The organism is Hymenobacter sp. BT559, assembly GCF_016427535.1.
In the GTDB taxonomy this organism is placed as follows: Bacteria; Bacteroidota; Bacteroidia; order Cytophagales; family Hymenobacteraceae; genus Hymenobacter.
This window is the reverse complement of the sequence record NZ_JAELXV010000003.1, coordinates 432142-454576: the sequence shown is the minus strand read 5'-3', so window position 1 is coordinate 454576 and position 22435 is coordinate 432142. Positions and strand designations below refer to the sequence as shown.

Here is a 22435-nt window from a genome sequence, read left to right as displayed (position 1 = left end):
ATGCCATTGAGCAGGACGCTGACTTAGCATACGACTCTAACAAGTATAATCTACCTGGTCATGCTACTAGTGTTGGTGCCAGTTTGACATTTTCACCTGGAATATTTGGCATTAAGCTATAAATAACTCTACCAAGTAAAGACTATCGCGACTGGCCCGTGCCGCTATGCTTGCCTAACAGAAGCGCATTAGCTATACTCTAGAAGTGCCAGCACAGCTTTATGCGCCGCCGCATTGCTTACTTATCCGCCTTCTGATAAAACAGCTGTTCTTTGGGTGTTACGCCCCAATATTTCAGCATTTGTGCGTGTATCTCAGACTGGTGATACTCATAAAATGGCAGCCACGTCAGCACATTGCAGTAGGTTGATAACTGGGCTACAGGCTCAGTGGCACGCGCCAGTTGGTCGAGGGCCCAGCGCTGGCAGTCGTTGTTGTTATCTACTAGCTTGAGCCGGGCATCGGCGCCCGTCAGCAGCGCACTGAATAGGCAAATGACTACTAGGTACAGCGTATGCTTGCGCCCACGCAGCCGAAATAGCAGCAAGTAGCTTGATACCCCATAGGCAAAGAACAATCCTATCAAAATGGGCGAAATAGAGTCATTGCGCAGCAAATACGGGCGATAGGACCGGTACCCCCCGAAGGGCAGGAGCAGCAAATAAAGAATGGTGTACACGCTCACCCAGCGTAGTAGCTGCAGCACACGCTGCCGGCCAGGCGTGCCCTCGGGCAGCCGGCGCAACAACTGCGCATTCAGCAGCAGCAGCCCGGTTAATAGCGGCAGCGCTGGCTGCGCGATGAAATATTGGTATACGCCGGTGGGCAATAATCGAAACAGCTCACCTAGGGTGTGGTCGTGCGAGTTCTCTATATTATTGCGCCCGATGTATATAGAGTACAAGCAAATAAGTGCCAGCATTGCCAGCAACCCAATAGCCTGGCCTGACAACCATTGGTTAGCTACCTGGGCCTGCTGGGGATAACGCCAAGCTCTCATTTTGCACCAGCCCCAATACAAACCGATGCAGCCCAGCACTACGGCTAGGGCAGCCGTAGCAATGACGCCATGAAATCCAATAACCACCATGAGTCCTACTAGGGCAAACTGCGATGCCCACGACAGCCGTAGCGGTTGCCGCTGGCATGCGGCTCGAAAAAATGGCCACAGCAACACCAGCACCAGCACCAGCGGCATTGCATAAAAGAAGGTGTAGGTGATAGATAAGTCATGCACCCCCAACTGCTGGTAGTAGCCGTGCCGCTGAAACAGCGGCACCAGTAGTGCCGCTGCTGCGGCCAGCCCCAGCCAGCCCCGCGGCTCGCCGCTCGCCCGACGAATATACTGCGCCAGCAAGCCCAGAAAAGCCGCCTGCATAGCCACTGTGAATAGCGCGCTGGCAGCGTAGAGGCTGCTAATAGGGTCAAGCACGGCATGCAGAAGCAGTGGCACGTGCCGCCAATAGTAATACACCGACGCGTGGGCGAAAAAGCGATTAGGTGCCGCGTAGATGGCGTTTTTGGTAAGTACTTCCCAGCCAAAGGGGTCTTTTAGCACCTGGCTGTAAAACGGGGACGGAAAGGTGACGGCTACCATGTCGCCATCGAGGGGCAATAGATAGTTTTGCCAGTAGGTAAAAACCAAATCGGTCAGCACGAAAACCAGCAACACGCCGGTGAGAAACCGCTTGTTCATCGAGGAAGCAAGAAAGATGAAGATAGCTCGGGCGACTTAGCGCACAGGCTTGCTCAGACGGTTGCCTACGTAGGCAGCTCCGCTACCGATTGTCAAAACGACTACTCAACAATACTCAGTTTTACATCATCAACTAGCACGTCGCTTTGGGCGTCGGCACGCCACAAAAACATGCGCAGGTGCTGGTTGGCCGTAATGGTGTCAGGCAACACGAACTCCTTACTAATCGGCACCCACTCGCCATATTCCTTGATAGTTGTGCGAAAGCTGATGCCATCGCCGTATAGCTGCTTCTGGTCGCTGGCATCCATTAGCTGAATCCCTAGGTTGCCCGTAGCGTTTGCATCGGGCATGTACGCCCACGCCTCCAGGCGCAGCTTTTTAAACTTGCGCGGACTGAGCCTACCTAGCGTGCTATTAAAGGTGAGACTAAACTCGTGGTCTTTGTTTACTATCATTGCGTACTGCCCCGAGTGCGCCTGCCCTTTGGCTAACAGAGTGGGGTCTGGAAGCCATCCGCCGCCCGCTTCAAAATCGTTAAAGGTCACAACCGTAGCTCCATCCGTAGTTTTGACCTCCTTATTATTGGAGGAGCATGCCCCCAGCAGCGCTAAGCCAAGTAGCAGGGTAGTATTTTTCATATAGCGATACGGAGTAAGTTTTTAGTACCGGCAAAGATAGGAGTCGGTGCTACCCAGCCCGTGACCGCCCCACCCCTACTCTAGGGGCCGCCCCAAGCATGAAATATACCGTGGAGCGTCTTAGGTATGGTCTTGCTTCGCAACCCCCTTCGGGCTGTTACCTTTGCGAGTGCCAACCCTCGTTTTTGCCCCGTGGCCGAATCTGCTGCCGAGTTCTATGCCCATTCCAGCGCCGTGCTCGATGCCGGCTGCCGCGTAGGGGCGGGCAGCCGCATCTGGCACTTTTGCCACCTGGCGGCGGACGCCGTGTTGGGCGAAAACTGCTCGTTGGGCCAAAACGTGTTTGTGGCCGATGGCGTGACCCTGGGCCGCAACGTGAAGGTGCAAAACAATGTGAGCCTCTACAGCGGCGTGGTGTGCGAAGACGACGTATTCATAGGTCCGTCGGTAGTGTTCACCAATGTCAAGAACCCGCGTAGCGCCGTGCCGCGGCGTGGTGCAGACTACTACTTACCCACCTACCTCGAGCGCGGAGTCAGTATTGGGGCTAATGCCACACTAGTGTGCGGCGTGCACCTTGGGCGCTACGCCTTTGTAGGAGCGGGCAGCGTGGTCACGCAGGATGTACCTGCCTTTGCCCTAGTATATGGCACGCCCGCCAGACAGCACGGCTGGGTAAGCACCTATGGACACCGCCTGGCGTTTGATGCAGCCGGTCTTGCTACCTGCCCCGAAAGCGGTGAGCAGTACCAGCTGAGCACCGACCAAACAGTGGTGATACCTATGGATGAAAGTTTTATCATGCATAGCACCAATCCTTAACTCAACATTTATAACTTCTAACTCAATAGACGTGTACGACGAACTCCTCCGCAAAGAAGCCAAGTTGGCTGTTATCGGCCTCGGCTACGTGGGCCTGCCTATCGCGCTCGAATTTGCCAAGCAACTCTCGGTTATTGGCTTCGACATCAATGCTGGCCGCGTGGAGATGATGCGCAACCACCAAGACCCGAGCGGCGAGCTGGATAGTGCAGCTTTTGAAGGCTGCGACATCGCGTTCACCGACTCGCTCGATGTGCTGCGCGAGGCCCGCTTCTTCATCGTGGCCGTGCCCACGCCCATCGACGAGCACGCCCAGCCCGACCTCAAGCCGCTCCTAGGTGCCTCCACCTCGGTAGGCAAGGTGTTAAAGAAAGGTGACTACGTGGTGTTTGAGAGCACCGTGTACCCAGGCTGCACCGAGGAAGACTGCATTCCGGTAATGGAGCGGCTATCGGGCCTGAGCTTTGCCAATGGCGACTTCAAAGTGGGCTACTCGCCCGAGCGCATCAACCCCGGCGATAAGGAGCACACGCTGCGCCGCATCGTGAAGGTGGTGAGTGGCGGCGATGCTGAAAGCCTAGACATTATTGCTAAGGTTTACGAGCTGGTGGTAGATGCTGGCGTGCACCGCGCTAGCAGCATCCGGGTGGCCGAGGCCGCTAAGATTATCGAGAATACCCAGCGCGATGTGAACATCGCGCTGATGAACGAGCTCTCGATGATTTTTGACCGCATGAGCATCAATACCTACGAGGTGCTCGAAGCGGCCGGCACCAAGTGGAACTTCCTCAAGTTCAGCCCCGGCCTAGTGGGCGGCCACTGCATCGGCGTGGACCCCTACTACTTGACCTACAAGGCTAAAGAGCTGGGCTACGATGCCAAAGTCATTCTGAGCGGGCGCACTACCAACGACAATATGGGTGCCTACATCGCCCGCAAAACGGTGCAGATGATGATTAAGCGCGGCAAGGACGTGGCCAAAAGCCGCGTGCTGGTAATGGGCGCCACGTTCAAAGAAAATGTGGAAGACATTCGCAACTCGAAGGTGGCCGACGTTATTCAGGAGCTTAAAAACTTCTCGGTTAATGTGGACATCGTGGACCCGCACGCCAGCTCCGACGAGCTACACCATGAGTACGGCTTCCGCCTCACGGCTCCTGATAAGGTGCGCACTGACTACGACGCTGTTATCGTGGCCGTGAGCCACAAGCCCTACCTAGAGAAAAACGAGGCTTACTTTCAGTCCATCACGGCCGATAATGCCGTGCTGGTCGATATCAAAGGCTTGTACCGCGCCCAGCCCATGCACGAGCTGCACTACTGGAGCTTATAATTTAATGGTTAATGGTTAGCTGTTAATGGTTAATGCCTCCGAGCATCAGCCTATATACATTAACCATTAACCATTAACAACTAACAATTAACCATTATGACCAAGATTCTGGTTACCGGCGGGGCCGGCTACATTGGCTCCCACGCCGTGGTAGAGCTGGCGCAGGCGGGCTATGAGCCCATCATTGTCGACGACTTCAGCAATTCGAAAGAATCGGTACTGGCCGGGCTACGCGATATTCTGGGCCGAGAGGTGCCGTGCTACCACGTCGACTGCGGCAATGCTGACGCCCTGCGTGAGGTATTTAAGAAAGAAGGCAACGTGCAGGGTGTGATTCATTTTGCTGCATTTAAAGCAGTAGGCGAATCGTTGCAGAAGCCGCTGGCCTACTTCCAAAACAACGTGGGCTCACTGCTGACGCTGATAGAAGTAATGAATGAGTTTGGCGTTGAGAACCTGGTGTTCTCGTCATCGTGCACCGTGTATGGGGTACCCGACCAGTTGCCTGTGACCGAGGCGACGCCCACCAAGCCCGCTTCCTCGCCATACGGCCGCACCAAGCAAATGTGCGAAGACATTGTGCACGACGTAGCAGGGGCTGCGGACAACAAGCTGCGTACCATTCTACTACGCTACTTCAACCCTATCGGCGCACACCCCTCGGCCAGGATTGGCGAGTTGCCCCTAGGAGTGCCCAACAACTTAGTGCCCTTCATTACGCAAACGGCTGCCGGCCTGCGCGAGAAGCTGACCATCTTCGGCAACGACTACGACACGCCCGATGGCACCAACGTACGCGACTATATCTATGTCGTAGACCTAGCCAAGGCGCACGTAGTGGCCGTACAGCGTCTGCTCGACCATAAGGCCAGCGAGGTGGTCGAAACCTTTAACGTAGGTACTGGTCATGGCAACACGGTACTCGAAGTGGTGCAAACCTTCGAAAAAGCCAGCGGCCAGAAGCTCAACTACGCCATTGGTCCGCGCCGCGCCGGCGACGTGCCCGCCATCTATGCTGATGCTACCAAGGCCGCTGAGGTCTTAGGGTTCAAAACCGAAACGTCGCTCTTTGATGCCCTGGCCAGCGCCTGGAAATGGCAGCAAACGCTCGCTTAAGCTATTTAATGCCATGCAGAGCGCAGCGAAGCATCTCGTGTGGCGCAGTAATATCCAACTAGTAGAAGTTAGTGGGCCATGCGAGATGCTTCGCTACGCTCTGCATGACAGCCGTTTTTTAATATGAAAAAGATTCTTATTACCGGCGGGGCTGGTTTCATTGGCTCGCACGTAGTGCGGCTGTTCGTCACAAAGTATCCCGAGTACCAAATTCTCAACCTGGATGCCCTCACCTACGCTGGCAACCTGGAGAATCTGCGCGATATTGAGAACGCCCCCAACTACCGCTTCATCAAAGGCGATATTGCCGACCAGGCCTTCGTGAATGAGCTGTTTGCCAAGGAGGAGCCTGACGCCGTGATTCACCTCGCGGCCGAAAGCCACGTTGACCGCAGTATCACCGACCCGCTGGCCTTTGTACGCACCAACGTCCTAGGTACCGTGTACCTGCTGAGTGCGGCCAAAAATCTGTGGCAGCCCGGTGGCTACGACGGGCACACGTTTTACCACGTAAGCACCGATGAGGTGTATGGCTCGCTGGATTTTGGCCCCGAGATGTTTACGGAGGAAACCAGCTATGACCCGCGCTCGCCTTATTCGGCTTCTAAGGCCTCGAGCGACCACTTTGTGCGCGCCTGGCACCACACCTACGGCCTGCCCGTGAAGCTGAGCAACTGCTCGAACAACTACGGCCCCAACCACTTCCCCGAGAAGCTTATTCCGCTGGCCATCCACCGCCTGCGCACCGGCCAGCCGGTGCCCGTGTATGGTAAGGGCGAGAACGTGCGCGACTGGCTATTTGTAAAAGACCACGCTACGGCCATCGACGCGGTTTTCCACCAAGGCAAGCTGGGCGATACCTACAACATCGGCGGCGTAAACGAGTGGCAAAACCTGAAGCTCATTCAGCTGCTGTGCGATGTGGTAGATGAGAAAACGGGCCAGGAAGCCGGCACTTCGCGCAAGCTTATCAAGTTTGTAACCGACCGCGCCGGCCACGACATGCGCTACGCCATCGACTCGTCTAAAATCATGAACGAGCTCGGTTGGAAGCCCAGCGTCACCTTCGAGCAGGGCCTGAGCCAGACCGTGGATTGGTACCTGGCCAACCAGGAGTGGCTTGACCACGTGACCAGCGGCGCCTACCAGGACTACAACCAGAAGCAATACGCTGACCGCTAGCGCGCTTAATTTCAACAACGTGTACGATTTTCCTTTCCATAACCAACCGCTCGGCGATACGTCATTTCTCGTAACGGGTGGCGCGGGCTTTATTGGGTCTAACCTAGTTGAGTACTTGCTCAAGTACGGCGCCAAGAAGGTGCGGGTGCTGGACAATTTCTCCAACGGTTTCCGCAAAAACCTACGCCTATTCGGGGACAACCCCGCCCTAGAGGTGCAGGAAGGTGACATTCGCGACCGCGACGCCTGTGCTCGCGCCTGCGAGGGCATCGATGTAGTGCTACACCAGGCGGCCCTAGGGTCGGTGCCACGCTCCATTAATGACCCTGTGACGACGGACGAGGTAAATGTGGGTGGCTTCGTAAAAATGCTGTACGCGGCCAAGGAAGCGGGTATCAAGCGCTTCGTGTACGCGGCTAGCAGTTCGACCTATGGCGACCACCCTGGTTTACCTAAAGTAGAAGACCGCATTGGCAAGCCGCTTTCGCCCTACGCCGTTACGAAGTACGCCAATGAGCTGTATGCTGATGTCTTTGCCCGCACCTACGGCATGGAGATTATTGGCCTGCGCTATTTCAACATCTTTGGCCCGCGCCAGGACCCAGGTGGAGCTTATGCGGCGGTAATTCCACTGTTTATCGACGCCATCTTGCAGGAGAACCCGCCCACGCTCAACGGTGACGGCGGACAAACCCGCGATTTCACCTTCGTGGAGAACTGCGTGCAAGCCAATATTAGGGCAGCCCTTACGGACAACCCCGAGGCAGTAAATCAAGTGTATAACATCGCTGTGGGCGACCGCACTTCGCTGGTGCAGATGTACGACATATTGCGAGAAGAAGCTGGCTCGACGCTGGAGCCCAAGTTTGGGCCCAACCGCGCTGGTGACATTCGCGACTCGCTGGCCGACATCAGCAAGGCCGAAACCCGCCTAGGGTATGCCCCGCAGGTGCGCATCCGCGAAGGCTTGAAGCAGACCCTAAGCTGGTTTGGGGCCAATCAGGAATTTATCAAAGAGCGCAACTAAGACTTAGGGCGCTACGAATCTATTTATTCAAGCAAAGAGATTATTTAAACTTACTCGACTACTTTACTCAAATGAAAGGCATCATCCTCGCCGGCGGCTCCGGCACCCGCTTGCACCCCCTCACGCTGGCCGTGTCTAAGCAGCTCATGCCGGTTTACGACAAGCCGATGGTGTACTACCCGCTATCGCTGCTCATGATGGCGGGCATTCGGGATATCCTTATCATCACCACGCCTCACGACCAGGCGCAGTTTAAGAAGCTGCTGGGCGACGGCCAGAGCCTAGGGTGCAACTTCCAGTACGTGGTGCAGGAATTGCCCAACGGCCTGGCGCAGGCCTTTGTGCTGGGCGCTGACTTTATCGGCGATGATAAGGTGGCGCTGGTGCTGGGCGATAACATCTTCCATGGGGAAGGCCTAGAGGCGTTGCTGAAAGCTAACAACGACCCCGACGGCGGCGTCGTGTATGCCTACCACGTGCATGACCCAGAGCGCTACGGCGTGGTGGAGTTTGATGATGACAAGGTGGCACTCAGTATTGAGGAGAAGCCGGCCCACCCCAAGAGCAACTACGCCGTGCCAGGCTTGTATTTCTACGACAACGATGTGGTAGAAATCGCCAAGAACCTAGAGCCTAGCCCGCGCGGCGAGTACGAAATCACGGACGTAAACCGTGAGTACCTACGCCGGGGCAAGCTCAAAGTAGGCATTCTGGGCCGGGGCACGGCGTGGCTCGACACTGGTACCTTCGAGAGCCTGATGCAGGCCGGCGAGTTTGTGCGCGTGCTAGAGCAACGCCAAGGCCTGAAAGTTGGCTCTATCGAAGAAGCCGCTTACCGCCAAGGCTTTATTGATGCCGACCAACTACGCAAAATTGCCGAACCGCTACGCAAGAGCGGCTACGGCGACTACCTACTACACCTGCCCGAGCAACTCGTTATCGGGGAGTAGCTGTAGGTAGTAATAAAATCAGGGTAATGCTAGTAATACCGAGTAGGTATTGCTAGCATTACCTTGATTTTATTATTGATTAAGCACCAGCCGAAAGGTTGTTCCCTTGCCCACCTCGCTCCACTTCACGAAAAGGCGCCCCTGGTGGTAATTCTCGATGATGCGGCGGGCTAGCGCCAAGCCTAATCCCCAACCGCGCTTTTTGGTGGTGTAGCCGGGCAAGAACACGCTTTCCAACTTGTTTTTAGGAATGCCTTTGCCAGTATCGGTGATGTCGATGGCGACCTGTGGGGGCGACGGGCGCCGCGTCCACCAGCGGCGGCGGGGGCGCACGCGGCGCAGGCGCAGCGTAATGCTACCTCGGCCATCCATAGCGTCTACCGCATTCTTGCAGATATTCTCGACCACCCAGTCGAACAGCGGCACGTTGAGGCAGGCCGGCGTATCGAGCGGCAGGTCGGTTTCGATGCTAAATTTCACCTTGCGCGACACTCGGGACTCTAGGTAAGCAATGGCGTTGCGCGTGGTCAGGTATAGGTTTTCGGCCTTGAGCACCGGCACCGAGCCGATATTACTGAAGCGCTCCGTAATGATTTCCAAGCGCTTGATGTCCTTGCCCAGCTCTTCCACTATGGGCTCGTCGCGGAAGCGCTCCGACTCGCGCAGGTAGCTCTGCCACCCTACCAGGCTGCTTAGCGGCGTACCCAACTGGTGCGCGGTTTCTTTAGCTAGGCCTACCCACACGCGGTTTTGCTCGGCCCGACGCGAGTAGCTAAAGCTGAGGTAGGCCAGCATAGCCAGCGAGGCAATGACCGCTAGCTGCACCCTAGGATAGGTACGCAACTGACGAAGCGAGGCCGAATCTTGGTAGAAAATATAATTACGGGTATTACCTGTCAGATCTATGCGAATGGGCGGATGCCGCTGTTGCATTGCGAGCAATATCTGCTTTATCTGCCGCAGCGAATCGGGCATCGTAATATTTTTTCCCAGCCCTAGATTGCGCGTATCGATAATATTTTCTCCGTCGGTCAGGATTACGGGGATGGTTGTGTTGGCGTCAATTATTTGGTCCTGTAAAAAAGGTAGGCTATATGTTTCCTCTGTGCTAATCATGTAGCGCAGTGTTTTGGCATAGAGGTCTATCTGATGCTGCTCCTGCTCCGACAGCTTTTGCACCAACGCATTTGTGTACAGCATCGTAGCTGCTCCAATGAGCAGTGCCAGCACAAGCACTATCAGCTTAATTCGGGATTTCTGGTCGTAAAGAGGAATCAGCATACAGCCACAAAGGTCGGGGTAGGACAAAGTTTAGACGGCTGCGCACCTCCTCCACTATTTAGAACTATTCCAAGTTAAGGTAATTACGCTGTTATCTGGGCTTTTACCTCAATCTGCTCGAACCAGGCAGTTCGTATTACTGTTTCTAAAGCTATTATTTATACCGTAATTTTGCAGGCCGGCCTTGGGCCGTCCCGTGCTATGTCTCATTCTTTTAAAGCGGTTAGTCTATCTTTTAAGAAAGCACCGCTCGCCATCCGCGAGCTGTTGGCCCTGGACGAGCCCGCGTGTCGCCGCTTCTTGCAGCAGCTACACACCGACTTGCACCTCAGCGACTTGCTGGTTCTCAGCACCTGCAACCGCACCGAGGTCTACTATGCTCACGACGACGACCAATCGGCCGCCATTATTGAGGCTCTCGGCCAGCTAAAGCACCGGGCCGATATTGGCAACTTCGCGCCCTATTTCGACCGCTACAATGAGGCTGAAATGGCCACTCGCCACCTTTTTGAGGTGGCAATCGGGCTCGATGCGCAGGTAGTGGGCGATTTACAGATTATCAACCAGGTAAAGCTGGCCTACCAGTGGGCCGCCGACGCTGACGTAGCTGGCCCCTTCCTGCACCGCCTGCTGCACACTATCTTCTTCACTAACAAGCGGGTGCAGCAAGAAACCAGCTTCCGCGACGGGGCCGCTAGCATGAGCTACGCCGCCCTGGAGCTGGTAGAAGAGCTCACGGCCGACGTAGCCGCCCCTAGGGTACTGGTAGTGGGCCTAGGCGAGATAGGCTCGGACGTGTGCCGCCACTTGGCTGACAGCAAGGCTTTTGCCAGCGTGACGCTGTGCAACCGCACCCGTGCCCGCGCCGAAGAGCTCGCCGCCGAGTTTGCGCCCGGCCGCTTGCAGGTTGTAGACTTCGAAGAACTGACTACTGCGTTGCGTGAGGCCGACGTTATTATTTCGTCTATCAACCGCGCCGACCCCTTCTTCACCCGCGAGCTGGTAGCGCACCTAGATGTGCTGAGCTATAAGTTCTTCATCGACTTATCGGTGCCGCGCTCGGTAGCCGCCGATGTTGAGCAGGTGCCTGGGGTGCTCGTATACAATGTCGATGCTATTGAGAGCAAAGCTTCGGCCGCGCTGGAGCAGCGCTTGGCCGCCGTGCCGCAGGTGCGCAGCCTCATCGAAAGCAGCCTAGTTGAATTTGCCGACTGGAGCCGCGAGATGCTGGTATCGCCCCTCATCCAGCGCATGAAGGCCGGCCTGGAGCAATTACGCCAGCAAGAGCTCGACCGCTTTCAGAAAAAAGCTACGCCTGCCGAAGTCAAACTGCTTGATGAGGCCACGCGCGCCTTTATGCAAAAGGTACTGAAGCAGCACGTGCTGCAGCTAAAAGCTGCTTGCCGCCGCGACGAAGCCGAGCAGCTGCTACCGCTGCTCACCAGCATTTTTGACCTGGAGGGCCAGTCGGTGCCGGCCTAGGCGCTTCGCACGGTACACTAGCCTCTAAAAATGAAAAGGGCCGCTTGTACAAGCGGCCCTTTTTTTCAGGTTTCTGGTGTGGTTACTTAACCAGAAGCGTTTTCATAGCAGATAGTGAGCAAACTACTCACCGGATAGGTGGCACTAGATGCGCCCGGAGTAATCCTCCAAGGTATCAATCACTTTCATCAACTGAGGTACCGCCAACGCGTAATAGATTTTGGTACCTATTTTATTCGATTTCAGCACACCACGGTCCTTGAGGGTGATGAGGTGCTGCGAGGCGATGGCCTGGGGTAGGTCCAACGCTTGATAGATTTCGGTAACGGACATTTGCTGGTCTTTGCTGCCCTTAAGCTTACCCAGGAGGTCGACAATCGCCAGACGCTTGGGGTGAGACAGAACTTTCAGCATAGCAGCAGCGCGGTCCAGTTGTTGCGTTTCGACACGCGAATGCAGTGGTTTCATTGAAGGATATAGAGATGGGGAAAATTGCGTATCTGTACTACGCTTGGGTAAGAAAATTAGTTCTTAAATACTTAATGCTTTCATTTATACCTTGTTAATCAATCCGCTATATTGCAGTAATGTAGACTTAACAATTTTAATACCGAGAGGTTTTTAAATAATACAATTAGCAATTTTTTCTAGCAATAATACTGCGCCTTGGCCGCGGCTAGCAACTGCTTGTGTGGCAGCCGCCTGGTAGCCAGCGCGGTGCCCGGCGGCCCTAGGTGGCCCACTGGGCGCGGGCCTAGCAAAAGCCAACTAGCAAGGCGCCAGGCGCGTACCGACCTTATTGCTTCTCTTCACTTGAACCACGCAGTAGATGGAAATACCGCCTTTCTTGCACCGCGAGGTGCTGGGTAATGAGTTAGTAGATTATGTTTTTGCCCTCTTAATTTTTGGCCTAGGAGCAGGCCTCAACCGGTTACTAACGCGGCTGCTCAGTAGCACTTTATTTCGGCTAACCAAACGCTACACGGCTGGCATTACCGAACAAGAGCTACACGACTTATTTATCCAACCACTTAGCACGTTACTTTTCCTCTGCACAGTCTATCTATCCTTTAGCGTTTTGCGCTACCCACTGCCTCCTACAGCCGTGAAGGGCGTGGAGCCCTGGCCTAAGGTTGCCCTCCTTAACTTATTTCACCTAGGAATTATTGTGACCATTGTGTGGGTAGTGCTGCGGGTGGTCGATTTTGCCCTACTGATGCTGCAGCGACGCGCCGAGCTTACGGCTACACCTGGCGCCCACCGGCTTGATAATCAGTTTTTACCGTTTGCCAAGGACTTGCTCAAGGTTTTTGTGCTGCTCATTGGGCTCATGGTCATACTGGGCCGCGTATTTGGGGTGAATGTGGTGGGCTTTGTAGGTACACTGGGTATTGGGGGGCTGGCCGTAGCTTTTGCGGCTAAGGAAAGCATTGAGAACCTGCTGGCTTCGTTCACCATCTTCCTCGACCAGCCGTTTGGGGTGGGCGACTTGGTGTCGGCGGGCGACGTGAGCGGCACGGTCGAGAAAATTGGCTTTCGCAGCACTCGCCTGCGCACAGCCGAAAAAAGCTTTCTGACCGTCCCCAACAAGAGCATGATAGACAAGCCCCTGGACAACCTTAGCCTGCGCACCTCGCGCCGGGTCGGCTTTACACTTGTCTTCGACCAAAAAACGACCAGCACGCAGTTGCACGCCATCATTGAAGGGGCCGTAGCCGCTATCCAGCAGCATCCCCTGATTTTGCCCGATGTGCAAATGAAATTCAATGCCCTTACCCCTAGCGGCAAGGAGGTTACGGTGCAGTACTTTGTAGAAACCACTAACTACGACGAGTACCTCAATACTAAAGAGGACCTTAACTACCGCATAGTAGAAGTAGTGGAGAAGGAAGGCGGCATATTTGCCAGCACCAGCACCACTACTACCAAAAGCACCTAGGCAGGCAGCGGGCTCCTACCCTAGCAAAAAGGCGGGGCGGCTTTTCCAGTGAAAAGCCGCCCCGCCTTTAGTTAAGCGAAGTTGTCGCCGCTGTTAGCGGCCACCAAACAGGCCGCCGAGCAGGCTGCCCATGCCGCTGCCCATGATGCCCCCACCGCCTGCGCTGCGCGGCTGCGAGTTGGGCTGGCCACCTAGGCCGCCTAGCACTGACATAATGGAGCCCAAGCCCCCGCTGCCCATAGAGCCCTGCTGCGGATAGGCCGAGGTGTTGTTGTTACCACCGAGCACCCCGCTGAGCAGGCCACCGCCTAGCAGGCCACCTAGCAAGCCGCCCATAGAGCTGCCGCCGCCTTGACCGCCGCCCAACAGGCCGCCGAGCATGCCGCCCATGTTGCCGCTGGGCTGGCCCTGGTTATGGCCGCCGCCCATCACCTTCGAAATAACCATCGGGGCTACTACACCAAGCAGGCCGGCCATCAGCGCACCCTTCGGAATACCTACGTTGCTGAGCTTATCGCCTATGCCGCTCAAGAAGCCTTGTTTATTGGGGTCTTCGGCACTGTGCGGCACATTGGCAGCCTGGTCTACTACGTTTTCGAGCGTAGCCTTTTGCTCGGCATTCACACCTAGGTAGCTGGCCATTTTGCTTACCATGGCCTCTTCCTCGTTAGAATAGGCGCCATCGGCGCGGGCAAAGCTGATAAGGTCGGTGATGAGCGAAAAGCGAAGGTCGCTGCCTTTAAGGGCATCGAGGTTTTGCTGGATGGTCTGGTTGCTCGAGCTTTGAGCGGCCTGCAGCACTTGCTGAGCCGCGCCTTGCGACAGACCAGCCTGCTGCGTGAGGCGCTGCAAAAACTCTGCTTCAGGGGCCGAAGCCTGGCGGTCGGCGGTGGCAAGGGCCGCAATGGCACTGAGGTAAGCCGTTTTTTCGGCTTCCGAATAGTTCTGGAGCAATTGGGTTTCCATGGGAAAGAAGAAAAGTGTGTGAAAAAACAGCCTTCGCACTGAGGCATTCGGCCCTTACCTAACGGCGGTGCCTAGTTTGCGTTACAAAGAGCCGCTAAAACTCATTTCTAGCTGAAAATTTTTGTCCTTGAGCCTGAAAAGCTTATGCCTTTCAGGAACCTACTGGCCCTCTTTTTAGGCGTTTTTTTTAGCGGCGAGTTTTGCCATTCCAAAAAATCATCCCATCTTTGTACTCCCAAACGGCCACAGCCACTCGGGGAAAAGGGAGATTAGCTCAGCTGGTTCAGAGCATCTGCCTTACAAGCAGAGGGTCACTGGTTCGAACCCAGTATCTCCCACACCAAAAACACCCACTCAGATTTTAATCCGAGTGGGTGTTTTGCTTTTAATACCTTGCTAAATCGCCGAATGCGGTGAGACAAGACCTCCGGCTGGGGTGGTCGGCCACTCCCCTAGGGGAGGATGGCCGACCGGTAAGCTTAGCGAAAGAGCAGCGAGGCAATACCTAGAGTGACGAAAATATTAAAAGTCTGGGCTGCTAGGAAAGCGTAAAGTGGCCGCTTATTCTCTTGCTTGAACAAGTCACTGAAATTGGTTTCGAGCCCGATGCTAGTGAAAGCTAGCGCAAACCACAGTCCCTGGGCGCTTTTTAAGCCACCTTTCACGGCCTCAGTCGTGGTGGGCGTGAGCACGAATGAAAACAGCAGGGAGGCCGCCACAAAGCCGAGCACGAACTTCGGAAAACGCTCCCAAATGATGGTCAGCGTGGGCTTTTGCTCGGCGTCTTGGGCAGCGGGATGGTTGGTGTAGGTCCAATAGAGCGAGATAGCGAAGGCGGCCACCCCTAGGAGTACGTTTTGCGAAAACTTGACGATGGTGCTGATTTTCAAAGCGGTTTCACCCACCAGCGTGCCCGAGGCTACTACCGCGCCCGTGGTGTCGATGCTGCCGCCGAGCCAGGCACCGGTTACTTCTTGCGAGAGGCCCAGCCAGCGGGCGGCGTAGGGCATCACAATCATCATGGGAATGGCCGTGATGAGCACCAGCGAAATGACGTAAGACAGCTTTTTAGGGTCGCCCTTGATGGCGCCCGACGTGGCAATGGCTGCCGACACGCCGCAGATGGATACGCCGCTGGCTATCATCATCGTCAGCTCGTCGTCGACCTTTAACTTGCGGCACAGCCAGAACGCGAAGTACCACACTGACAGCACTACTACCAGTGCCTGCACCAGACCTAGGGAACCCGCCTTGAGGATATCGGTAAAAATGACGCTGGTACCCAGCAGCACCAGTCCGATTTTCACAAACAGCTCGGTGGTGAGTGTGGCCCGCAGCCAGTCGGGCAGCCCAAACACATTGCTGACCAGCAAGCCGATAAGCAGGCTAAAAATCACCGCCTCTAGCCCGAAGCCCCGCGCCTGCGCGCTGCCCGCCACCACCAGCGCTACCAATGTGAGCCCATACACGAGCGGAAAGCCTAGGGTAAAATTGCGTACCGACTTGCCCGTGAGCCAAGCCCCAATGCCTGCTACCGCCGCCAGGTATACGAATTGAGTCAGGATAAGCTGCAGGTTACTTGCGCTAAAAACCTTACCAGTTAGCTCGGCTGCATTGGCCCAATTGAATACGGGCGCCACGAACGGCACACCAAGCAGTGACAAGGCGATGAGCAGCGCCCCCAGCACCACGACTACCCAGTCTTCGTGGAGGGTAAATGCGCGCTTGACCAGTACAGGAGAAACAGTTGACATAAGCAGAAATGAGGAAAATTTAGGCTTGGTATAAAGGCGAGGCGGGCAGGTGGAACACGTCGCGTAGGGCGCGCTTGGCGGCGTGATAGCCACACATGCCGTGTACCCCACCGCCGGGCGGCGTGGCCGACGAGCACAAGTACAGCCCGGCCTGCGAGGTGCGATAGGGCGAAGCCCGCAGGGCCGGCCGCGTGTACAACTGGCTGATATCTAACAACCCGCCATTGATGTCGCCCCCCACGTAATTGGGATTATAGCTTTCCATCTGGGCCGTGTCGAAGGTGTGACGGGCGAGAATGCGCTCGCGAAAGCCCGGCGCGAAGCGCTCAACCTGACGCTCGATAGCCGCGGTGCTATCCACCCGCGAGCCGTTGGGCACGTGGCAGTAGGCCCAAGCGGTGTGCTGGCCGGCCGGGGCGCGGGTAGCATCGAACAGGCTTTGCTGGGCTAGCAGCACAAACGGGCGCTCGGGGTGTTGGCCTTGGGCAGTGGCTTGTTCACCAGCGGCGATTTCGGCCAGAGTGCCGCCTAGGTGCACGGTGCCGGCCTGGGCGCACTCAGGTGCTGTAAAGGGAATAGGCTCGGCCAGTGCCCAATCGACCTTGAACACGCCCATGCCGTAGCGGTAGCGCCTCAACTGCCATTGGTAGATGCTCGACAGGCTATGCCCCGCAATCTGCAAAAGCTGCGCGGGCGTCACATCGAAAAGCACGGCTTTGGCAGGAGGCAGTTGGGCTAGCGAGCACACATAGGTACCCGTTTCGACATGCCCGCCCAGCGCCCGAAAGTGCGCCACCAGCGCGTCGGCGATGGCCTGCGAGCCGCCCCTAGGTAGAGGCCAGCCGCCGCGGTGCGCCGCAATGAGCAGCACCAGCCCGATGGCCGAAGTGGTCAGGTTGCTCAGCGGCTGAATGGCGTGGGCCGCCATGCCAGCAAATAGAGCCTTGGCTTTTTCGCCCTGAAAGCGCCGGGTGAGCACCGTGGCCGGCAGCAGCGCCGACAAGCCAAACTGCGCCATATCGAGCGGGTGCTTGGGAAAGTGCAGCGGCGCCAACACATCATTGGCGAGGCCGGGCCAGCTAGCTACTAGCGGTGCGAGCAAGCTTTGGTAGGCTTTGGCATCGGGCCCTAGGCCCTGGGCGGTATCGGCTAGCGAGTTTACTACGGCAGCCGCCGTGCCATCGTCGAGGGGGTGGGCTGCGGCCACGGGCGGCGTGAGGTACTCTAAGCCATACTGCGCCAGCGGCAGGGTCTGAAAAAATGGCGAGGCCGCCGCCAGCGGGTGAATGGCCGAGCAGATGTCGTGGCGAAAGCCGGGCAGCGTGAGCTCGGCAGTACGCAGGCCGCCGCCAAGCTCCTTTTTGCCTTCGAGCAGCAGCACCGACAAGCCGGCCTGCTGCAAGGTAATGGCGGCCGCTAGCCCATTGGGGCCCGAGCCAACTACGACGGCATCATACGTGGAATCACTCATGCGCAAGGGGCTGACAATAACTGCCAGCCAGAAAAACAGGGGGCTTAGTATTGACCGGCCGAAAGCGTGGACTCGGACAAGGTGTAGCGACGGTCTACCCGGTCAAGCACCACGTACAGCGAGTCCTTATGTTCGTCAGTGCCACGCAGTACGACGTGGCGGCCGCCATCGGTGGTACGGTACGCTAATATCAGGTGGTCGCGCTGCTCGGGGCGCTGCTCAGCTTTAATGCCGCGGTCGCGGCGGGTGCTGTAGGCCAGGGGATTTATTTTCTTGGTCTCGTCGCCGATGCGGGCCAGCGCCGGGGCCGGAATCCACTTGGCTAGAGATGCCTGGTACTTGGCCTGCTGCGCGGCTACCTGGCCCCCTAGGTAGCTGCCACCGGCATCGCCGCCGTAGCCATTGGCGTGGCTGGCCGCGCTGCTGCTGCCCTGTGGGGCGCCGGCCCTGGCGGCTGCGGGTGGGCGGTTGTTCCGGCCTTTGCGGTCGGTGCCAGTGCGGATTTTACTTTGCAAATACAGCGTGTGCCCGGTGGTGTCGGCATCGTAGTAAAACACGCGCTGCCCGCCGGCCAGGCCCGTGGTTTCGAAGGTGCGGTTGATGTCGCGCATGGGCGAGCCGCCGCCATTTGACAAGTCCAGCTTGAGCGGCCGGTTGACCTTGTAGGTAAAGCTGCTCCACTTCTCAAACGTAGCCTGCTGCCAGCGCACGCTGTCGAGCGGCGAGTAAGGAATGACCTGGCCATTGCGGCGAAACTCGGTGACGTTGTAGAGCCCGCGCAACGCGGCCACGCCCTTTTGCGCGGGCTGTTTATAGGGGTCGAAGCGGAAGTTCAGGTATTCGAGGTAAGTCAAGTACACCAGGAAAATACCGATAGTGGCCACCTTCAGCCCTAGGCGGCCCCAGCGCTGCCACGCCGCCCGAAAGCGCGGGTAGTAGTGCTGCGGCACTGTGTAGCGCTCCCGAATAAGCAGGTTGTAGAGGTTAGGAACGTCCTGCACCATCAGGAAAGCTGCCAGCAGCACGAAGTACGAGCTGTACACGTGCACCCCACCATCGTAAGCGAAGTTGACGAATACAATATCGCCCAGCGCTCCGAGCAGCAGCGCGGCCCCTAGGAAGGTGGTGCGCCGAAAGAACAGCAGCACGCCGGCCAGCGTCTCGACCACGCCTGCAAACACCTGGTACCACGGCACAATGCCGATTTGCAGCCAGAATATTTTTTGGGCCGTCATGTCGCCAAAGTCGCTGTTGAGCAAGCCAATGGAGGGGTATGGCATTTGGGTCGGGAAAAGCTTGGTGAAGCCAAACCCGATGATGCCGATGCCCGCCCGAAACCGCACCACGACGCGCAGCCAGTAGTAGAGCACCTCGTACTCCTCGCGCTGGCGGTCGAGCAGGGTCCAGACCAAGCCGATGACGAAGGAGATACCTAGGGCGATAAACCAGTTGCCGTAGCCCAGCAGCACAGGCGTGCCCCCCTCCCCGACCCCACTCAGGAAGAACGACGGGGAGAAGCGGGCAATGTCGTACACATCGCGGTAGTGCCCGTGCAGCCAGTCGATAGTGACGAGGTTTTTGTACCACCCCCCGTCGCTAGGCAGCGACAACAGCACGAAAAACGGAAAGGCAATGCGAAACAGCACGCGCTGCCAAGGTTGCCAGGGCCGGCGAGCGGCAGTGGCGGGCGGCGCGGTGACTACAGGCGTCTCAAGCGTGATGGTTGTCATAGGGCTAATTGATTATAATTCGACTGATTAGGCGCACACGTTAGCCAAGACTTATAACCTTAGCCCGCCGCGTCGGCCGGTCTTGCTGGCTTCTTCCAGCAGGTACTTCTTTTTGCGCTTTTCGAGCACCACGTAGAGGTCACGGCCCTGCTCATCGCGCCCAGCTAGGGTGATGGTGTTAGCGTCGGGGCGGGCTAGGTGCAGCGTCAGCGGCTGGCCACCTTCCTTGGGGTTGCGATTGCGCAGCGTCAGGGTCTGGCCATCGGGGCCAAGGGTGTAGCCGTAGTAGTGGCGGCCCGCCGCGCCCGCAAACTCGAAGTTGCGCTCGATGTCCTGGGAAGGAATTACCTCCTCATTGCTAGGGTCGAGGGCTACTGGCTGGTTAGAGCGCACGCTGAGCGTGGCCCATTTCTCAAACACGACATCTTGCCAGCGGTCGGGGTCGGTGGCCGAGTACGGGTGTACCTGCCCCGCCAGCCGAAACTCGCGCACGTTGTAGAGCCCGGCGGCTCCCGCTAGGCCCGGCGCCGTGGGATAGTGGTAGGTGCCGCGCTGGTAGGCGGCGTAGGCTTTTACCCCATACAGCCCCACAAACAGCAGGATAAAAGCGGCTTTGGCTACGCGCTTGGTTTCGCGCGGCAAGCCAGCGGGCAGTACTAGGCGAAAGTGGTTGGGCCGGGTGGGCAGCTCTAAGGTGAGCAGCCGGTTGAGGCGCGCCAAATCGTACCAGAGTATCAGCAGGCCGAGCACTATGAGGTAGAAGCTGTACACGTACTCGCCGCCCTCGTAAGCCAGGTTCGAGAGAAACACGTTGCCCAAGAATGTGAGCAGCAAAAAGGCTCCCGTGCTGGCCGTGCGGCGGCTCAGCAGCAGCACAGCCCCTAAGATTTCGACTAGCCCTAGGAATGATTGGTACGAGGGTACGATACCTAGGCTGAGGGCAAAGACTTTCCAATCGCTTAGGTCGCCATAGTGCGTATTGAGGTGGCTCAGCGAAGGCATCGGGGCTTGCATCGGAAAGAGCTTGAGGAAGCCGTAGCCCAGCAGAGCGGCTGCCAGCCGGTAGCGTACCAGCACGCGTAGCCAGTAATATAAGGTGTTGTACTCGGCACGGTTGCGGTCTAGCGCGCTCCACCCTAGGGCGCCTACTGCCGCAATGGCCGCTACTACGCCCCAATTAGCGAAGGTGTCGGGGCCAGCGAAAAAGCGCGGCGTGTAGTGCGTCAGCCGAAACAAGTCGCCGAGCGACAACCCCGCCCAGTGCTGCACCAAGCCGTGGTAAAACTTCCAATCTAGCGGCACTACTTGCAGGAAGTAGTACAGAAACGCGAAGCGAAACATCACCTTCTCGGCTGACGACCACGCGCTGCTTTCTGGCGCAGGACCTAGGGCTGCCGCAGGTGCGGGAGCCACCCTAGGGTCCGCATTCCCGCCGGGCAAACTGCTCAGCGGCGCAAAATGAAAGGCCGAGGGAAACCCCGATTCGTCGCGTTGCGCCCGCACTGTGGCCGCTACCTGGTTATCAACTTGCTGAGGCATAGCAGAAAGCTTATTAGAACGGTTAGTAGCCAGTGTTTTGCGCCAAAGCCGCATCTACTTGCAGCTGGCTGATAGGCAGCGGCAACAGCAGCCGGAACGCTGGCAGCGGCGCCCCGCTACTCAGCGGGTCGGCGAAAACGGCGGTGGCCCGCCCGGTGCGCGCCAGGTCAAACCAGCGGTGCGGCTCCAGGGCAAATTCGAGCCGGCGCTCTTCTTCAATAGCTTGCAACACAGCGGCCTGGGTAGTAGCCGAGCTAGCAGCCAGCCCGGCGCGCGTGCGCACGGCGTTGAGGTCGGCTAGCGCATCTGCCAGCTTGTTTTGGCGGGCGCGGGCCTCAGCCCGAATGAGGTACTGCTCTGCTAGGCGCAGCACATAGCTGGGGTCCGAGCCGGGGTTACGGTAGTAGAGGTTACCGTACCAAGTGGTGCCTAGGTTGGCAATCAAGGTGCTGCGGCCGTTCGGCGTGTTGTTAGGCGCGGCAGTAAGTAGCGCTACCAGGCCGGCATTGGGGGCCCACTGCCGGGTGCCGCCATTGGCGGTGGGCTGCCAGTTGCCACGGTGGCCGTTGACCTCGGTGGTACCGTTGTAGAAAATCTCAAAAATCGACTCGCGCGTGCCTCGGGCGTTGTTAGCAAACCAAGCGTTGAACGGAGCAACCAGCTGGTAGTTAGCTTGGTCGTTGATAACGCGGGTGGCGTAGTCCTCGGCCAGCGCCCAGTTGCCCTGGTACAGGTGCAGCCGAGCCTTGAGCGCCCAGGCCGCCTTGCGGGTGGCGCGGTAGCGGTCGTTGGCACCTAGGGTAGTGGGGTTGGGCAGCAGCGGCTCGGCCGCGTCGAGGTCGCGCAGGGCCTGGGCGTAGGTATCGGCCTGGCTGGCGCGTGCAATACCTTGGTTGTCAGTAGCCGTGCGGGTAGGCTGCAAGATGAGCGGCACCCCGCCAAACGTGCGGGCCAAATCGAAATACGCCAGCCCCCGAATGAAATACGCCTCGCCTAGGTACTGATTGCGTAGGGCGCTGGTCAGCAGCGGGTCCGTCACGGTAGGCACAGTAGCCAGCACGTGATTGGCGCGGTTGATGGTCAGATAGATGCTCGACCACACCGTGCTGACGGTCGAGTTGTCGGAGCGCACGTTGTGGCTCACAAACTCCTGCACCTGCGACTGCGTGCCGGTCCACTGAATGTCGCCCCCACCTAGGTAGCCAATAGACTGGAAGCTAGTGCCGTAGTAGCCGCTGCTGCCTAGGGCGCTATACACCCCATTGAGCGCCGTCAAGGACGACTGCTGGTCCACGATGGTGGCGTTGTCGGCAATAGATTCGCGGGGCTGCACATCGAGATAGCTGCTGCACGCCCCCAGGGCCAGCACCAGCGCCATGCCTAGAAAGGGTGCGATACTTTTCAGATAAGCAATGGAGAAAACCGAAAGCTGCACGGCCGGGCGCAGCTGCGCTGCCTGGCGCCGAATGGCTGCCCGCTGGCGAAAAGTAGTAGCTGACATATAAA

The 22435-nt window shown here is 57.5% G+C and carries 18 protein-coding genes and 1 tRNA gene; 9 read left to right on the top strand and 10 right to left on the bottom strand.

Translation table 11 applies throughout. From position 1 onward, the window contains the following. Nucleotides 1-238: 238 nt before the first annotated feature. Nucleotides 239-1696 (bottom strand): hypothetical protein, encoded by a 1458-nt coding sequence (locus tag JAO77_RS12695; RefSeq protein ID WP_198990741.1) that lies wholly within the window; start codon nucleotides 1694-1696, stop codon nucleotides 239-241. A 101-nt stretch (nucleotides 1697-1797) separates the two neighbouring features. Further along, nucleotides 1798-2337 (bottom strand): hypothetical protein, encoded by a 540-nt coding sequence (locus JAO77_RS12690; RefSeq protein ID WP_198990740.1) that lies wholly within the window; start codon nucleotides 2335-2337, stop codon nucleotides 1798-1800. 192 nt (nucleotides 2338-2529) lie between these two features. Here JAO77_RS12690 and JAO77_RS12685 point away from each other — a divergent pair, with 192 nt between their 5' ends. From JAO77_RS12685 to rfbA, 6 genes are all read left to right on the top strand, one after another. Then, nucleotides 2530-3159 carry an acyltransferase gene (locus JAO77_RS12685; protein ID WP_370550193.1) on the top strand — a complete coding sequence of 210 codons (630 nt, stop codon included), beginning with the start codon at nucleotides 2530-2532 and terminating at the stop codon, nucleotides 3157-3159. Nucleotides 3160-3190: 31 nt separating this feature from the next. After that, nucleotides 3191-4492, top strand: coding sequence for a nucleotide sugar dehydrogenase (locus JAO77_RS12680; RefSeq protein WP_370550192.1), 1302 nt, complete (start codon nucleotides 3191-3193; stop codon nucleotides 4490-4492). Between the two features lie 96 nt (nucleotides 4493-4588). Then, nucleotides 4589-5608 (top strand): UDP-glucose 4-epimerase GalE, encoded by a 1020-nt coding sequence (gene galE / locus JAO77_RS12675; protein WP_198990737.1) that lies wholly within the window; start codon nucleotides 4589-4591, stop codon nucleotides 5606-5608. 123 nt (nucleotides 5609-5731) lie between these two features. Continuing rightward, nucleotides 5732-6790, top strand: a complete 1059-nt coding sequence (rfbB, locus tag JAO77_RS12670) for a dTDP-glucose 4,6-dehydratase (RefSeq protein ID WP_198990736.1) — start codon at nucleotides 5732-5734, stop codon at nucleotides 6788-6790. Nucleotides 6791-6809: 19 nt separating this feature from the next. Further along, complete coding sequence (locus JAO77_RS12665; protein WP_198990735.1) at nucleotides 6810-7817, top strand: SDR family oxidoreductase; 1008 nt, start codon at nucleotides 6810-6812, stop codon at nucleotides 7815-7817. A 71-nt stretch (nucleotides 7818-7888) separates the two neighbouring features. Then, nucleotides 7889-8767 (top strand): glucose-1-phosphate thymidylyltransferase RfbA, encoded by an 879-nt coding sequence (rfbA, locus tag JAO77_RS12660; RefSeq protein WP_198990734.1) that lies wholly within the window; start codon nucleotides 7889-7891, stop codon nucleotides 8765-8767. 72 nt (nucleotides 8768-8839) lie between these two features. Here rfbA and JAO77_RS12655 read toward each other — a convergent pair whose 3' ends face one another. Beyond that, complete coding sequence (locus JAO77_RS12655) at nucleotides 8840-10048, bottom strand: ATP-binding protein (RefSeq protein WP_198990733.1); 1209 nt, start codon at nucleotides 10046-10048, stop codon at nucleotides 8840-8842. A gap of 201 nt (nucleotides 10049-10249) precedes the next feature. Here JAO77_RS12655 and hemA point away from each other — a divergent pair, with 201 nt between their 5' ends. After that, complete coding sequence (hemA, locus tag JAO77_RS12650) at nucleotides 10250-11530, top strand: glutamyl-tRNA reductase (RefSeq protein ID WP_198990732.1); 1281 nt, start codon at nucleotides 10250-10252, stop codon at nucleotides 11528-11530. A 144-nt stretch (nucleotides 11531-11674) separates the two neighbouring features. On the opposite strand, the gene JAO77_RS12645 is transcribed toward hemA, so the two are convergent. Then, nucleotides 11675-11998, bottom strand: a complete 324-nt coding sequence (locus JAO77_RS12645) for an ArsR/SmtB family transcription factor (RefSeq protein WP_198990731.1) — start codon at nucleotides 11996-11998, stop codon at nucleotides 11675-11677. Between the two features lie 361 nt (nucleotides 11999-12359). On the opposite strand from JAO77_RS12645, the gene JAO77_RS12640 reads away from it, so the two are divergent. Beyond that, nucleotides 12360-13469: a mechanosensitive ion channel family protein gene (locus tag JAO77_RS12640; RefSeq protein WP_198990730.1), complete on the top strand. Its 1110-nt coding sequence runs from the start codon at nucleotides 12360-12362 to the stop codon at nucleotides 13467-13469. 93 nt (nucleotides 13470-13562) lie between these two features. Here the strand turns inward: JAO77_RS12640 and JAO77_RS12635 are convergent, their stop codons facing one another. Next, entirely contained in the window at nucleotides 13563-14435 is an 873-nt protein-coding gene (locus JAO77_RS12635) for a TerB family tellurite resistance protein (protein ID WP_198990729.1), read from the bottom strand. Nucleotides 14436-14698: 263 nt separating this feature from the next. Between JAO77_RS12635 and JAO77_RS12630 the strand changes: the two genes are divergently transcribed. Beyond that, nucleotides 14699-14773: transfer RNA gene (locus JAO77_RS12630), tRNA-Val, on the top strand. A gap of 141 nt (nucleotides 14774-14914) precedes the next feature. Here the strand turns inward: JAO77_RS12630 and JAO77_RS12625 are convergent. From JAO77_RS12625 to JAO77_RS12605, 5 genes are read right to left on the bottom strand one after another with little or no spacing between them, the layout of a single operon-like run. Next, nucleotides 14915-16189 carry a YeiH family protein gene (locus JAO77_RS12625; protein ID WP_198990728.1) on the bottom strand — a complete coding sequence of 425 codons (1275 nt, stop codon included), beginning with the start codon at nucleotides 16187-16189 and terminating at the stop codon, nucleotides 14915-14917. A gap of 19 nt (nucleotides 16190-16208) precedes the next feature. Further along, a complete protein-coding gene (locus tag JAO77_RS12620) occupies nucleotides 16209-17660 on the bottom strand; it encodes a phytoene desaturase family protein (RefSeq protein WP_198990727.1) in 1452 nt (483 codons plus the stop codon). 44 nt (nucleotides 17661-17704) lie between these two features. After that, nucleotides 17705-19390 carry a hypothetical protein gene (locus tag JAO77_RS12615; protein ID WP_235998401.1) on the bottom strand — a complete coding sequence of 562 codons (1686 nt, stop codon included), beginning with the start codon at nucleotides 19388-19390 and terminating at the stop codon, nucleotides 17705-17707. 51 nt (nucleotides 19391-19441) lie between these two features. Further along, nucleotides 19442-20929 carry a DoxX family protein gene (locus JAO77_RS12610; RefSeq protein WP_235998400.1) on the bottom strand — a complete coding sequence of 496 codons (1488 nt, stop codon included), beginning with the start codon at nucleotides 20927-20929 and terminating at the stop codon, nucleotides 19442-19444. Between the two features lie 22 nt (nucleotides 20930-20951). Beyond that, nucleotides 20952-22430 carry a RagB/SusD family nutrient uptake outer membrane protein gene (locus JAO77_RS12605; protein ID WP_502213810.1) on the bottom strand — a complete coding sequence of 493 codons (1479 nt, stop codon included), beginning with the start codon at nucleotides 22428-22430 and terminating at the stop codon, nucleotides 20952-20954. Nucleotides 22431-22435: the final 5 nt, after the last annotated feature.

Coding starts and splice junctions, on each gene's coding strand:
- JAO77_RS12695 (WP_198990741.1), bottom strand. CDS start 1,696: ATGAACAAGCGGTTTCTCACCGGCGTGTTGCTGGTTTTCGTGCTGACC.
- JAO77_RS12690 (WP_198990740.1), bottom strand. CDS start 2,337: ATGAAAAATACTACCCTGCTACTTGGCTTAGCGCTGCTGGGGGCATGC.
- galE (WP_198990737.1), top strand. CDS start 4,589: ATGACCAAGATTCTGGTTACCGGCGGGGCCGGCTACATTGGCTCCCAC.
- rfbB (WP_198990736.1), top strand. CDS start 5,732: ATGAAAAAGATTCTTATTACCGGCGGGGCTGGTTTCATTGGCTCGCAC.
- rfbA (WP_198990734.1), top strand. CDS start 7,889: ATGAAAGGCATCATCCTCGCCGGCGGCTCCGGCACCCGCTTGCACCCC.
- JAO77_RS12655 (WP_198990733.1), bottom strand. CDS start 10,048: ATGCTGATTCCTCTTTACGACCAGAAATCCCGAATTAAGCTGATAGTG.
- hemA (WP_198990732.1), top strand. CDS start 10,250: ATGTCTCATTCTTTTAAAGCGGTTAGTCTATCTTTTAAGAAAGCACCG.
- JAO77_RS12645 (WP_198990731.1), bottom strand. CDS start 11,998: ATGAAACCACTGCATTCGCGTGTCGAAACGCAACAACTGGACCGCGCT.
- JAO77_RS12640 (WP_198990730.1), top strand. CDS start 12,360: ATGGAAATACCGCCTTTCTTGCACCGCGAGGTGCTGGGTAATGAGTTA.
- JAO77_RS12635 (WP_198990729.1), bottom strand. CDS start 14,435: ATGGAAACCCAATTGCTCCAGAACTATTCGGAAGCCGAAAAAACGGCT.
- JAO77_RS12625 (WP_198990728.1), bottom strand. CDS start 16,189: ATGTCAACTGTTTCTCCTGTACTGGTCAAGCGCGCATTTACCCTCCAC.
- JAO77_RS12620 (WP_198990727.1), bottom strand. CDS start 17,660: ATGAGTGATTCCACGTATGATGCCGTCGTAGTTGGCTCGGGCCCCAAT.
- JAO77_RS12615 (WP_235998401.1), bottom strand. CDS start 19,390: ATGACAACCATCACGCTTGAGACGCCTGTAGTCACCGCGCCGCCCGCC.
- JAO77_RS12610 (WP_235998400.1), bottom strand. CDS start 20,929: ATGCCTCAGCAAGTTGATAACCAGGTAGCGGCCACAGTGCGGGCGCAA.
- JAO77_RS12605 (WP_502213810.1), bottom strand. CDS start 22,430: ATGTCAGCTACTACTTTTCGCCAGCGGGCAGCCATTCGGCGCCAGGCA.